Source organism: Pseudomonas moorei (assembly GCF_042846945.1).
In the GTDB taxonomy this organism is placed as follows: Bacteria; Pseudomonadota; Gammaproteobacteria; order Pseudomonadales; family Pseudomonadaceae; genus Aquipseudomonas; species Aquipseudomonas moorei.
In genome coordinates, this window is the sequence record NZ_AP035776.1 from 5,564,480 (window position 1) to 5,577,353 (window position 12,874).

10 protein-coding genes are annotated in these 12,874 nt (G+C 60.6%); 4 read left to right on the top strand and 6 right to left on the bottom strand.

Annotated features, from left to right (window positions below):
* Positions 1–186 precede the first annotated feature (186 nt).
* Together ACGJAX_RS25970 and uppP are read left to right on the top strand one after the other, a co-directional pair.
* The gene (locus ACGJAX_RS25970) at positions 187–2,049 is read left to right on the top strand and encodes a sigma 54-interacting transcriptional regulator (protein ID WP_390956667.1); all 1,863 of its coding nucleotides are present in this window, start codon (positions 187–189) and stop codon (positions 2,047–2,049) included.
* A 230-nt stretch (positions 2,050–2,279) separates the two neighbouring features.
* The gene (uppP, locus tag ACGJAX_RS25975) at positions 2,280–3,152 is read left to right on the top strand and encodes an undecaprenyl-diphosphatase UppP (protein WP_390956668.1); all 873 of its coding nucleotides are present in this window, start codon (positions 2,280–2,282) and stop codon (positions 3,150–3,152) included.
* A 62-nt stretch (positions 3,153–3,214) separates the two neighbouring features.
* On the opposite strand, the gene cysS is transcribed toward uppP, so the two are convergent.
* Together cysS and ACGJAX_RS25985 are read right to left on the bottom strand one after the other, a co-directional pair.
* The gene (gene cysS, locus ACGJAX_RS25980; protein WP_247256186.1) at positions 3,215–4,597 is read right to left on the bottom strand and encodes a cysteine--tRNA ligase; all 1,383 of its coding nucleotides are present in this window, start codon (positions 4,595–4,597) and stop codon (positions 3,215–3,217) included.
* A gap of 20 nt (positions 4,598–4,617) precedes the next feature.
* A complete protein-coding gene (locus ACGJAX_RS25985; RefSeq protein ID WP_090323533.1) occupies positions 4,618–6,315 on the bottom strand; it encodes a glutamine--tRNA ligase/YqeY domain fusion protein in 1,698 nt (565 codons plus the stop codon).
* A 252-nt stretch (positions 6,316–6,567) separates the two neighbouring features.
* Between ACGJAX_RS25985 and ACGJAX_RS25990 the strand changes: the two genes are divergently transcribed.
* Positions 6,568–7,071: a peptidylprolyl isomerase gene (locus tag ACGJAX_RS25990; RefSeq protein ID WP_090323535.1), complete on the top strand. Its 504-nt coding sequence runs from the start codon at positions 6,568–6,570 to the stop codon at positions 7,069–7,071.
* Positions 7,068–7,820, top strand: coding sequence for a UDP-2,3-diacylglucosamine diphosphatase (lpxH, locus tag ACGJAX_RS25995; protein WP_390956669.1), 753 nt, complete (start codon positions 7,068–7,070; stop codon positions 7,818–7,820). The genes ACGJAX_RS25990 and lpxH overlap by 4 nt, the downstream gene beginning before the upstream one ends.
* A gap of 60 nt (positions 7,821–7,880) precedes the next feature.
* Here lpxH and ACGJAX_RS26000 read toward each other — a convergent pair whose 3' ends face one another.
* The 4 genes from ACGJAX_RS26000 to ACGJAX_RS26015 form a co-directional block, all read right to left on the bottom strand.
* On the bottom strand, positions 7,881–9,413 hold the full coding sequence (locus tag ACGJAX_RS26000) for a DHA2 family efflux MFS transporter permease subunit (protein ID WP_390956670.1): 1,533 nt from the start codon (positions 9,411–9,413) through the stop codon (positions 7,881–7,883).
* 174 nt (positions 9,414–9,587) lie between these two features.
* A complete protein-coding gene (locus ACGJAX_RS26005) occupies positions 9,588–10,790 on the bottom strand; it encodes an efflux RND transporter periplasmic adaptor subunit (protein WP_390956671.1) in 1,203 nt (400 codons plus the stop codon).
* Positions 10,791–10,805: 15 nt separating this feature from the next.
* Positions 10,806–12,275, bottom strand: coding sequence for an efflux transporter outer membrane subunit (locus ACGJAX_RS26010; RefSeq protein ID WP_390956672.1), 1,470 nt, complete (start codon positions 12,273–12,275; stop codon positions 10,806–10,808).
* On the bottom strand, positions 12,272–12,745 hold the full coding sequence (locus ACGJAX_RS26015; RefSeq protein WP_090323543.1) for a MarR family winged helix-turn-helix transcriptional regulator: 474 nt from the start codon (positions 12,743–12,745) through the stop codon (positions 12,272–12,274). The genes ACGJAX_RS26010 and ACGJAX_RS26015 overlap by 4 nt, the downstream gene beginning before the upstream one ends.
* Positions 12,746–12,874 lie beyond the last annotated feature (129 nt).

Genomic DNA, 12,874 nt, shown 5'->3' on the forward strand with positions numbered 1-12,874 from the left:
CTCTACAGACCGTTTACGGTTCCTGTAGGAGCGAGCTCGCTCGCGATGAACGAGAGATCGCCCCGTTCATTCAGACAGCCCTCGTCATCGTTGACGTCCATCGCGAGCAAGCTCGCTCCTACAAAGTCCTGCGTAGTTGATGCATCCATAACAACAATAAAAGCGTTAATCAGAGGCTGACTTGTAATGGCCCCACCTGCCCTGCCGCTGTCCCACGAAGCCATCATCCAGGACTCCTGGTCCCGTTGCCGCGCGTTCGGCCTCAATCATCAGAGCGCTCCGGCCTTCGATCAGTTGCCCGCCGAAGGTATCGCGCGGTTGCTCGAGAGCCAGCACTCGCTGGTGCAGACCACCCACCAGGAAGTCCTGCCGTATTACGAGAACATCCTCAGCAACTCCAATTGCCTGATCATGCTCGCCGACAATCAGGGCCAGGTGCTGACGTCATGGGGCACCCAGCGCTTCATAGAGCCAAGCCTGACCCGCGGTTTCAGCGCCGGCGCCAGCTGGCTGGAGCACTGCAGCGGGACCAATGCCATCGGCACCGCCCTGGCCTGCGAACAAGCGGTGCACATCGAGCACGACGAACACTTTCTCAAGGCCAACCGCTTCATGACCGGTTCCGCCGCGCCGATTTTCGACGCCGAGCGCAAGGTCATTGCCGTGCTGGATGTCTCCAGCGACAGCTACCTGCCGCCGTCCCACACCCTGGGCATGGTCAAGATGATGAGCCAGACCGTGGAAAACCGGCTGATCCTCAACTTGTTCCACGGCCAGCATTTCCAGTTGACCTTCAACACGGGCCTGAACAACCTCGACAGCCAGTGGGCCGGCTTGCTGATATTCGATGAAAGTGGCCAGGTGCTGTCCGCCAACCGCCGCGCTGACAACTTGTTGGGCATCCGCCTGTCGCGTGTCAGCGTGGAGAGTTTGTTCAACGTTTCGCTGCTGGAATTGTTGAATCAGCCCGAGGGCCTGCCCTTTGCCCTGCAGAGTTGCGGACGCCACCGCTTCCAGTGCTTGCTGAAACGGCCGAAGCAGGCACCGATTCAGCCACGACTGTTTTCCGCAACCCAAAGCACTGAACCCGAGAGCGCCGCGGTAGCCGCCAAACCTCCGGCCATCAGCCTGAACACCCTGCACTTCGGCGACAGTCGCGTGGAAAAGGCCGTGCGCCAGGCCGAGCGCTTGCTGGAGAAAGACATTCCACTGTTGATTCACGGTGAAACAGGGGTCGGCAAGGAAGTCTTCGTCAAGGCCCTGCATCAGGCCAGCTCCCGCAGCAAACAATCGTTCATTGCTGTCAACTGTGCAGCGATCCCCGCCGAACTGGTGGAGTCCGAGCTGTTTGGCTACGAGAAAGGCGCGTTCACCGGGGCGAACCAGAAAGGCAGCATCGGCCTGATCCGCAAGGCCGACAAAGGCACACTGTTCCTCGATGAAATCGGCGACATGCCGCTTCCGACCCAGGCCCGGTTGCTGCGGGTGCTACAGGAGCGTTGCGTGCAACCGGTGGGCAGCAGCGAGTTGTTCCCGGTGGATCTGCGGATCATCTCGGCCACCAACCGCTCGCTGCGCGAACAGGTGCAATTGGGTCGGTTTCGTGAGGATCTGTATTACCGTATCGGCGGGCTGACGCTGGAGCTGCCGCCGTTGCGCGAACGCAGCGATAAAGAGGCGCTATTCAATCGACTGTGGGAACAGCATCGCGAACCCAGCCAATGGGCGGGACTGAGCCATGAAGTGCTGGAGCTGTTCAGCCGTCATCCGTGGCCCGGTAACTTACGCCAGGTCAGCAGTGTGATGCAGGTGGCGCTGGCCATGGCCGAGGAACAACCAGTGCGGCCGGAGCATTTGCCGGATGATTTCTTTGTCGATCTGGAGATGGAGCCGGTGGAGGCACCGGAGCCGTTGGGGGTTGATCTGAATGACACCCAGGCGTTGAACCGGGAACTGAAGGCTGCCAGGGGCAATATTTCCCATCTGGCACGGCGGTTGGGGGTTAGTCGCAATACGCTCTACAAGCGCTTGCGCCAATTGGAAAGCTGACGGCTGTGCAGTCAATCGCGAGCAGGGGATTTTCGTCAGATCTGGTTTTTGTGCACGACACAAATCCCCTGTGGGAGCGGGCCTGTTCGCGAAGGCGCCCACCCACCGCAAAAACCACTCACTCCCCCTATTGACCGCAGCGACTAGACTGTGACGAAATGTTTCGGCTTTTCGCCCCACTCCATTTGATCCAGACCCTTCCTCCTCCTGATCCTCACAGGATAAGTGCTTTGACCAACATCTGTTCTACCGGCCTTGATATAGGCTTTGCCTCGCTGGATTACCTGCAAATCGGCTTCCTGGGCATCATTCAGGGCATCACCGAGTTGTTGCCCGTGTCCTCCACCGCGCATATGCGCATCGTGCCCGCCCTGCTCGGCTGGCCTGATCCCGGTTCGGCGTTTTCGGCGGCCATGCAGTTGGCCGCGTTGGCGGCGGTGGTCAGTTATTTCTGGCGTGACGTTCAACAAGTTGTCAGCGGCAGTGTCGGCGCGATACGCCAACGCGATTACAGCAACCAGTGGTTCATCCTCGCGGTGGCTATCGTGTTGGCGACCATTCCCATCGGTATTGCCGGCATCGCGCTGTCCTCGACCCTCAATGCCTGCAACTCGCCGTTGCGGGGGCTGATGGTGATCGGGATTTCCTGCGTGGTCATGGCGGTTTTGCTGGCGGCCGCCGAACTCAGTTGTCGGCATCGCCGCACCGTTGGCGAAATGCGCCTGCGTGATGCGCTGATCGTTGGCATTGCCCAGATCGGCGCACTGATCCCCGGGGTGTCGCGTTCGGGGTCAACGCTGACCGCGGCGCTGTTCCTCAATTTCAAACGTGAAGAGGCAGCGCGGTTTTCCTTCCTGCTGGGGCTGCCCGCAATCGCCCTGGCCGGTTTGAAGGAGCTGTGGGTGTTGTTCCATGCCGATCTTCCCGCGCAAGCCTGGGCGCACCTGGTTTTCGGCCTGGTGATCGCCAGCATCTCGGCGTTTTTCGCCATCTGGGGCCTGATGCGCTTTCTGGAGAAGTTCTCCACCTGGCCGTTTGTCATCTACCGGGCGGTGCTCGGGATCTTCCTGATTGTTGCGGTCAGCACCGGGCTCCTGAGCTAACGCCCCGCCACAAAAAAACAAAACCCGCACAAGGCGGGTTTTGTTTTTTACCGATCAAGCAATCAGTCAGCCAGGCGCCAGGTCGTCCCGCCCTTGCCGTCTTCCAGCACCACGCCCATGGCCGTGAGCTGATCGCGGATGCGGTCGGATTCGGCCCAGTCTTTGCCGGCACGTGCCGCCAGACGCGCAGCAATCAGCGCCTCGACTTCAGCAGCGTCCACCCGCCCTTCGGCGCCGGCCTGCAGGAAATCATCGGCTTCAAGCTGCAACACACCCAACACACTGGCCAGCTCTTTCAGACGCGCCGCCAGACCGGCCGCCGCATCGAGATCGCTCTCGCGCAGGCGGTTGATCTCACGCACCATCTCGAACAATACGGCGCAGGCTTCAGGCGTTCCGAAGTCGTCGTTCATCACCGTGGTGAAGCGCTCGACGAACGCTTCGCCGCCAGCCGGAGCCACGCTCGGCAGGCCTTTCAACGCATGGTAGAAACGCTCCAGAGCGCCCTTGGCGTCCTTGAGGTTGTCTTCCGAATAGTTGATCGCGCTGCGGTAATGACTGGACACCAGCAGGTAACGCACGACTTCCGGGTGGTACTTGTCGAGCACGTCGCGGATGGTGAAGAAGTTGTTCAAGGACTTGGACATCTTCTCGCCATTGATACGGATCATGCCGCAATGCATCCACGCGTTGGCGTAGGTCTTGCCGGTGGCCGCTTCGCTCTGGGCGATTTCGTTTTCGTGGTGCGGGAACTCCAGGTCGCTGCCGCCGCCATGAATGTCGAAGGTTTCGCCGAGGCAGCACGTGGACATCACCGAGCACTCGATGTGCCAGCCCGGACGCCCGGCGCCCCATGGCGACTCCCAGCTTGGCTCACCCGGCTTGGCGGCTTTCCAGAGCACGAAGTCCAGCGGGTCCTGCTTGGACTCGCCGACTTCGATCCGCGCACCGATGCGCAGGTCTTCGATTTTCTTGCGCGACAGCTTGCCGTAGCCCATGAACTTGCCAACGCGGTAATACACGTCGCCATTGCCCGGGGCGTAGGCGTAACCCTTGTCGATCAGGGTCTGGATCATGGCGTGCATGCCTGGGATGTGATCCGTGGCGCGCGGTTCCATGTCCGGCTTCTTGATGTTCAGGCGCGCTTCATCTTCGTGCATTGCCGCGATCATGCGCTCGGTCAAGGCTTCGAACGACTCGCCGTTCTCGTTGGCCCGATTGATGATCTTGTCGTCGATGTCGGTGATGTTGCGCACGTAGGTCAGGTCATAGCCGCTGAAGCGCAACCAGCGGGTGATCAGGTCGAACGCGACCATGCTGCGACCGTGGCCGAGGTGGCAGTAGTCGTACACGGTCATGCCGCACACGTACATGCGCACCTTGTTGCCATCCAGCGGCTTGAAGACTTCTTTGCTCTTGGTGAGCGTGTTGTAGATCGTAAGCACGTTAATTCCTTGACGCTAAATCACTGGCCCCACGAATCACGCAGGGTCACGGTACGGTTGAATACCGGCTGACCTGGTTTCGAATCCTTGATGTCGGCAACGAAGTAGCCTTCGCGCTCGAACTGGAAACGGTCTTCCGGCTGTGCATGGCCCAGCGAGGGTTCAGCACGACAACCGGTGAGTACCTGCAGCGAATCAGGGTTGATGTTGTCCAGGAAACTGGCGCTGTCTTCGGCCTTCTCCGGGTTCGGAGAACGGAACAGACGATCGTACAGGCGTACTTCGCACTCGATGCTGGCAGCGGCCGGCACCCAGTGGATCACGCCCTTGACCTTGCGGCCTTCGGGGTTCTTGCCCAGGGTGTCCGGATCGTAGGAGCAACGCAGCTCGACGATGTTGCCGTCGGCGTCCTTGATCGCTTCGTCGGCACGGATCACGTAGCTGCCGCGCAGGCGCACTTCGCCGGCCGGTTCCAGGCGCTTGTAGCCTTTTGGCGGCTCTTCCATGAAGTCTTCACGGTCGATGTAGATCTCACGGGCAAACGGCAGAACGCGCACGCCCATGTCTTCTTTCGGGTGGCATGGCAGTTCGAGGTTCTCGACCTGGCCTTCCGGGTAGTTGGTGATCACGACTTTCAGCGGACGCAGCACGCACATGGCGCGCGGGGCGCTGTGGTCGAGATCGTCACGGATGCTGAATTCGAGCATGCCGAAATCCACCACGCCGTCGGAACGGTTGGTGCCGATCATTTCGCAGAAGTTGCGGATCGATTTCGGCGTGTAGCCACGGCGGCGGAAGCCCGACAGCGTGGACATGCGCGGGTCGTCCCAGCCATTGACGTGACCTTCGTCCACGAGCTGCTTGAGCTTGCGCTTGCTGGTGATGGTGTAGTTCAGGTTCAGGCGGCTGAACTCGTACTGGCGCGGGTTGGCCGGCACGGGCAGGTTCTCGAGGAACCACTCGTACAGCGGACGGTGGCTTTCGAACTCCAGGGTGCAGATCGAGTGGGTGATGCCTTCGATGGCGTCCGACTGACCGTGGGTGAAATCGTAGTTCGGGTAGATGCACCACTTGTCACCGGTCTGGTGGTGGTGGGCGTGGCGGATGCGGTACATGATCGGGTCGCGCAGGTTCATGTTCGGCGAGGCCATGTCGATCTTGGCTCGCAGCACACGTGCACCGTCCGGGAATTCGCCGGCGCGCATGCGGGCGAACCAGTCCAGGTTCTCTTCGACGCTGCGGTCGCGGAACGGGCTGTTGCGGCCTGGCTCGGTCAGGCTGCCACGGTATTCCTTGGCTTGTTCCGGGGTCAGGTCGTCGACATAGGCCTTGCCGGCCTTGATCAGCTCGACGGCCCAGTCGTGCAACTGGTCGAAATACTGCGAGGCATAGCGCACTTCACCGGACCATTCGAAACCCAGCCATTTGACGTCGCTTTCGATTGCGTCGATGTATTCCTGGTCTTCCTTGGCCGGGTTGGTGTCGTCGAAACGCAGGTGCGTGACGCCGCCGAACTCCTGGGCCAGGCCGAAGTTCACGCAGATCGACTTGGCGTGGCCGATGTGCAGGTAGCCATTGGGCTCAGGCGGGAAACGCGTGACGATCTGCGTGTGCTTGCCCGAGTCCAGGTCTGCCTGGATGATCGGCCGCAGGAAATTGACCGGCACAGCAGGGCCGGTCTTGGCATTCGAGGTAGGGTCGACAGTGGGCTTGCTCATAGGATCCTTGAACGTACAAGTGCGTGGCCGTAATAAAGGCCGGACAAAACAAAGCCGCTATCATAGCCGATGCCGTCAAGCAGCTGACAGAGCAGGCCTGCAAACGGTCGCATTTAATGGGGCGCAAATGAAAAACAGCCTCGAAATTCGCGTCTGGCACGCTAAACTGCGCACCTTGGCCGAAAAAGGCTGAACCGGTGAAGGGACCGCAATGTCCCAACACCCACGAATTCCCTGAAAAGAGTAGTAATCATGACCCAAGTCAAACTGACCACCAACCATGGCGACATCGTCCTGGAACTGAACGCCGAGAAAGCCCCGATCACCGTGGCCAACTTCGTCGAATACGTCAAAGCCGGTCACTACGAAAACACTGTTTTCCACCGCGTCATCGGTAACTTCATGATCCAGGGCGGCGGTTTCGAGCCTGGCATGAAAGAAAAGAAAGACAAGCGCCCGAGCATCCAGAACGAAGCCGACAACGGCCTGCCGAACGAGAAGTACAGCGTGGCCATGGCGCGCACCATGGAGCCGCATTCGGCTTCCGCCCAGTTCTTCATCAACGTGGCTGACAACAGCTTCCTGAACCACAGCGCCAAGACCACTCAGGGCTGGGGCTACGCCGTATTCGGCAAAGTCGTTGCAGGCACCGACGTTGTCGACAAGATCAAAGGTGTTTCCACCACCATGAAGGCCGGCCACCAGGACGTACCCGCAGACGACGTGATCATCGAGAAAGCCGAGATCATTGAGTGATATTGCTGATTTCAGATTTGCATCTGGAAGAGGAGCGCCCGGACATTACCCGGGCGTTTCTGGATTTGCTCGCCGGACGCGCCCGCTCGGCGAGTGCCTTGTACATTCTGGGCGACTTTTTCGAGGCGTGGATTGGCGACGATGCCATGACGCCGTTCCAGCGTTCCATCTGCCAGGCCCTGCGCGACCTCAGCGACAGCGGCACGGCCATCTTTCTGATGCATGGCAATCGCGACTTCCTGCTCGGCAAGGCCTTTTGCAAACAGGCCGGCTGCACCTTGCTGAAGGATCCGAGTGTCGTGCAACTGGCAGGCGAGCCAGTGCTATTGATGCATGGCGACAGCCTCTGCACCCGCGACGAAGCCTATATGAAGCTGCGTCGCTACCTGCGCAACCCGATCACCCTGTTCATCCTGCGACACTTGCCGCTGCGTACGCGGCACAAGCTGGCGCGCAAGCTGCGCAGTGAAAGCCGTGCGCAAACGCGGATGAAGGCCAATGACATCGTTGATGTCACACCCGAAGAAATTCCGCGGATCATGCAGGAATACGGGGTGAAAACCCTGATTCACGGCCACACCCATCGCCCCGCCGTGCACAAGCTGCAACTGGGCGATCAAGCCGCCCGGCGCATTGTGCTGGGGGATTGGGATCGCCAAGGGTGGGCATTGCAAGTCGATGAACAGGGGTTTGCATTGGCGCCGTTTGACTTCGCACCGCCGCCGCAATTGGCTGCCCCCGCCAACTAATTTGCACAATAAAAAACCGTAGGAGCGAGCTTGCTCGCCCCTACAGGGATTGCGTTTGTATCAATGCCCGGCAGAAGCCGCCGGCCCGGCCTTGGCGGTAAAGGGTGGCTTGGCCAGCCAGACGATCACGATCAGGCCCATGAACATCCAGCCCAGCAGCGTGAAGTAGTCCACCGTGGACATGATGTACGCCTGGCTGATCACCATCTGATCCATCTGCGTATAAGCCTTGGCCCCTGCCCCGCCCAATTGATGTAACGCCTCCCGGGTGGCCGGGTCGAACGGGGTGAGACTTTCCGTCAGGTAGGCATGGTGCTGATCGGCCCGGCGAATCCAGATCCAGGTCGTCAGCGAGGCGGCAAAGCTACCGCCCAGTGTCCGCAGAAACGTCGCCAGGCCGGAACCGTCGGCAATCTGGCTGGGCGGCAGGTCCGACAGCAGGATGGTCAGGGTCGGCATGAAGAACAACGCCACGCCGATGCCCATGAACAACTGCACCAGGGCGATGTGCTGGATATCCACTTCATTGGTGAAGCCGGCACGCATGAAGCAACTCAGGCCGATCGCCAGGAACGCCCCGCCCGCCAGCACCCGCATGTCGAATCGCGGGGCGTATTTGCCGACGAAAGGCGACATGAGCACCGGCAGGATGCCCAATGGTGCGACAGCAAGGCCGGCCCAGGTCGCGGTGTAGCCCAATCGGGTCTGCAACCATTGCGGCAGGATCAGGTTGATCCCGAAGAATCCGGCATAGCCCAGCACCAACACGAGGGTGCCAAAGCGGAAGTTGCGGTAGGCGAACAGCCGCAAGTTCACCACCGGGTGTTCATCGGTCATTTCCCAGATCACGAAAAACGCCAGGGCGACCACGGAAATCACCGAACCGATAATGATGAAACTGGACTCGAACCAGTCGGCATCGTTGCCTTTGTCGAGGACGATCTGCAACGCGCCGACGCCGATGATCAGCGCGATCACGCCCACGTAATCCATGGGCTGGCGGCTGGTGACCACCGGACGTTTCTTCATCTGCTGGGTGACCACCCAGGCGGCGAACAAACCGATCGGCACGTTAATGAAGAAGATCCATGGCCAGCTGTAACTGTCGGTGATCCAGCCGCCGAGGATCGGCCCGGCAATCGGCGCCACCACCGTGACCATCGCTAAAAGCGCGAGCGCCATCCCCCGTTTCGCCGGGGGGTAGACCGCAATCAGCAGCGTTTGAGTCATCGGATACAACGGCCCCGCCACCACCCCTTGCAGCACGCGAAAGCCCACCAGTTCCGGCATGGAGGTGGAAATACCGCACAGGAACGAGGCGAGTACGAACAGCAGCGTCGCCCAGACAAACAGCTTCACCTCGCCAAACCGCCGGCTGAGCCAACCGGTCAGCGGCAAGGCAATGGCGTTGCTGACGGCAAACGAAGTGATCACCCAGGTGCCCTGCTCCGAGCTCACCCCGAGGTTGCCGGAAATCGTCGGCAGCGCTACGTTGGCGATGGTGGTGTCGAGCACTTGCATGAAGGTCGCCAGCGACAGGCCGATGGTGCTCAGCAGCAGGCTGGGCGGCGAAAAAGAGGCGTTATTGCTCATCGCGAATCCTTTGAAACCTTGTTGGCGCTGCGTCTGTTAGAGACACAGGGGACCCTGTGGGAGCGAGCTTGCTCGCGATGGCGAATGAACATTCAACACATTCATTGACTGGCAAACCGCTATCGCGAGCAAGCCCGCTCCCACAGAGGGGGCAGCTTGCTGCACATAGGCGAATCAGCGCTGCGCGGTTTTGCTGACCGCGGCGCTGTTGTCGTGGATCAGTTGAGCGATCATTTGGTCAGCCTCGGCCAACTGACGGTCATAGATGTTGGTGCTGAACGACGCCTTTTGCGGCGGCTGTTGCGCCAGTACCGGGCCACTCTGGTCATGCAGGTTCACATCCACCACGGTCGACAGACCGACTCGCAGGGGGTGCTTGGCCAGCTCATCGGCGTTGACGTGAATCCGCACCGGCACGCGCTGCACGATCTTGATCCAGTTACCGGTGGCGTTCTGCGCGGGCAGCAGGGCGAACGCGCTGCCAGTACCGGCACCAAGGCTGTCGATGGTGCCGCTGTATTTCACGGCACTGCCGTAAAGGTCGGCTTCGATTTCCACGGGCTGGCCGATGCGCATGTCACGCAATTGGGTTTCCTTGAAGTTGGCGTCGATCCACAACTGATCCAGCGGGATCACCGCCATCAGCGCCGTGCCCGGCTGCACACGCTGCCCGAGCTGCACGGTGCGCTTGGCCACGTAACCGGTGACCGGTGCAATCAAGGTGCTGCGCGAGTTGTTCAGATACGCCTGGCGCAATTGCGCGGCGGCGGCCATCACGTCCGGATGCGACGACACCACGGTGTCATCCACCAGGGCGGCGGTGGTTTTCAGTCGCTGCTTGGCATCGGCCAGGGCGTTTTGCGCCGAGGTCAGGTCATCACGGGCGTGGGACAGTTCTTCCTGGGAAATCGCTCCGCCCGCCGCGAGATTTTTGCGGCGATTGAAGTTGTCCTGGGCTTTCTGCACTTCTGCCTGCTGGGCATTGACCTGGGCTTTCTGGCCATCGACGTTGCTGTACAGGCCGCGCACTTGACGCACGGTGCGGGCCAGATTGGCCTGGGCACTTTGCAGACCGATTTCCGCATCGTTCGGGTCAAAGTTGCACAATACCTGGCCTTCGTGGACCAGATCGCCATCATCGGCGCCGATGCTGACCACGGTGCCGGTCACCAACGGCGTGATTTCCACCACGTTGCCATTGACATAAGCGTCGTCGGTGCTTTCGCTCCAGCGACCGTAAAACTCGTGGTAGGCCCAGACGCCCGCGCCGCTCAGCGCCACCGCCGCTGCGAGGATCAGCAGCATGAACTTGCGCTTGCCCGAGTTGGGATTGCCGGGAGTGTTTTCAGCAGTTTGAGTTGTATCGGCAGTGGCCATGACAAATACCTTGAATTAGTGGCTCAGCGTGGCTGGCGATGTGTTGGCTGAAGCGAGGGTGTCGGGCGTGAACCCGCCGCCCAGCGCCTGCATCAGTTGGATCGACAAGTCGATCTGCTCGGCATTCAGGTTGGCCAGCTGCCGCTGGGCCTGGAGCAATTGCTGTTCGATGCTGAGCACGTCCAGGTAGTTGCCGATGCCGGAACCGTACCGCTGGACCACGGTGTTGTAAGAATCCTGGGCGATGTCAGTGGCGTGTTGCTGGGCGTTGATTTGCCGGCCGATATCACGCAACTGGTTGATGCTGTCACTGACATCTCCCAACGCCTTCACCAGGCTTTTGTTGTACTGCGCCACCGCGAGGTCGTAATCGGCGTCGCGGGAATCGAGATCGGCGCGCAGGCGGCCGCCATCGAAAATCGGCAGTGAAATCGTCGGCCCGACATTGAAGAAACGACTGGCCGAACCGAACATCGCATCGCCCAATAACGATTGGGCACCGGCTGCCGCGCTCAGGTTCAAGTTGGGATAAAACCGGGTTTTGCCGGCGTCGATGTTCTTGCTGGCTGCCTCGACCCGCCAGCGCGCGGCCACCAGGTCCGGACGACGACCGAGCAACTCGGCCGGCAGCACTGACGGCAACGCCACGGCGCTGGCTTGAAGGACTTTCGGCCGGGCAATCTCGTTACCGCGATCCGGGCCCTTGCCCAGCAGCACGGCCAGGGCGATTTTGGCGCTTTGCAGGCGTTTTTCGGCGTCAATCAGGTTCGCTTCAGAGGTGGCTTCCAGGCTTTCGGTCTGCTGGAACTGGTACTGACTGTCGATCCCGGCGCTCAGCCGACGCTGGCTCAAATCGAGCATCTGCCGGGTGCGCTTGAGGTCTTCGGCGGACAGGTCATAGACGATGTGCGCCTGCCCCAGATCGCTGTAGGCGCGGGCCACGTCGGCGGACAAGGTCAATTGCGCGGCCTGCTGATCGACTTCAGCGGCACGGGCCTGGCCCAAGGCGGCTTCCCAGGCGTCACGCTGGCCACCCCAGAGGTCGAAGTTGTAATTGAAACTGGCGCCGATGTTACGCAGGGTGGAGTACGTGTCGCCCTGGCCGGTCGGGTCTTGATCACGGGCCAGACGCGAACGGGTCACGCCGGCACTGGCATCGACGGTCGGCATCCGCGCGGCATCGGCGGCGTAAGCGGCAGCGCTGGCCTGATGGGCCCGGGCGTCGGCGATCTGCATGTCGGGACTGTCGTGCAGGGCTTCGCGAATCAGGCCGTCGAGCTGAGGGTCGCCGAGGCTTTTCCACCAGTCGCTGTTCGGCCAGGCCGCCGGCGACAGAGTCACACCACTAAGGGATTGCCCGGCCTTGAGGTTTTTCGCCTCGAGGCTGACACCTTCGGTATTCAGGCCGCTGTAATTGGCACAACCGGCGAGCGTCATGGCCAACAGCACGAGGCTGAAACCGGTACGCAGGGTTTTGCTGCTCATTTGTCACCTACCCGCAGCAGAGTGATCGCGTCACCGGCTGCCACCAATATTTTCTTCAGGATCTGTTCCAGGGTCTTCAACTCTTCAGGGGTGATGCCGCCGGCCAGTTCGTTCATGGCATCGGCACCGATGTGCGGCAACAGGGCGGCCAGTTTCTGGCCCTCTTCGGTCAGCACCAGCTGGACCTGCCGGCGATCGGCTTCGGAGCGTTGGCGGGCAAGTAAACCTTTCTGTTCCAGACGATCGAGCATCCGGGTCATCGAACCGCTGTCCAAAGACAGGTGCCGGCACAGCTCGGCCGGGGTATCGACGCCGAACTGGGCCACGATGATCAGCACCTTGAACTGCGCGGCGGTGATGCCATGGGGCTCCATGTGCGTGTCGATGATGCGGTCCTTGAGCAGCGCGGCGCGTCCGAGCAGCAGGCCAAGGTGGCAATTTTGGAAATCGTCTGGCGAGAAATGTTTCATCTGGACACCAATTAGCTGCCTAGGCAGTGAATGTATGTCGAGATATTACTGCTTAGGCAGCGAATGTCAACGCAATAGTTAGCATGCTTTGTAATTAGTTGACTAACGGCGTCGGATATTAACGGCGAA

Bases quoted from the DNA above. Each gene is read 5' to 3' on its own strand.
- ACGJAX_RS25970 (WP_390956667.1), top strand. From the start codon at position 187: ATGGCCCCACCTGCCCTGCCGCTGTCCCACGAAGCCATCATCCAGGAC.
- ACGJAX_RS25985 (WP_090323533.1), bottom strand. From the start codon at position 6,315: ATGAGCAAGCCCACTGTCGACCCTACCTCGAATGCCAAGACCGGCCCT.
- ACGJAX_RS25990 (WP_090323535.1), top strand. From the start codon at position 6,568: ATGACCCAAGTCAAACTGACCACCAACCATGGCGACATCGTCCTGGAA.
- ACGJAX_RS26000 (WP_390956670.1), bottom strand. From the start codon at position 9,413: ATGAGCAATAACGCCTCTTTTTCGCCGCCCAGCCTGCTGCTGAGCACC.
- ACGJAX_RS26005 (WP_390956671.1), bottom strand. From the start codon at position 10,790: ATGGCCACTGCCGATACAACTCAAACTGCTGAAAACACTCCCGGCAAT.
- ACGJAX_RS26010 (WP_390956672.1), bottom strand. From the start codon at position 12,275: ATGAGCAGCAAAACCCTGCGTACCGGTTTCAGCCTCGTGCTGTTGGCC.
- ACGJAX_RS26015 (WP_090323543.1), bottom strand. From the start codon at position 12,745: ATGAAACATTTCTCGCCAGACGATTTCCAAAATTGCCACCTTGGCCTG.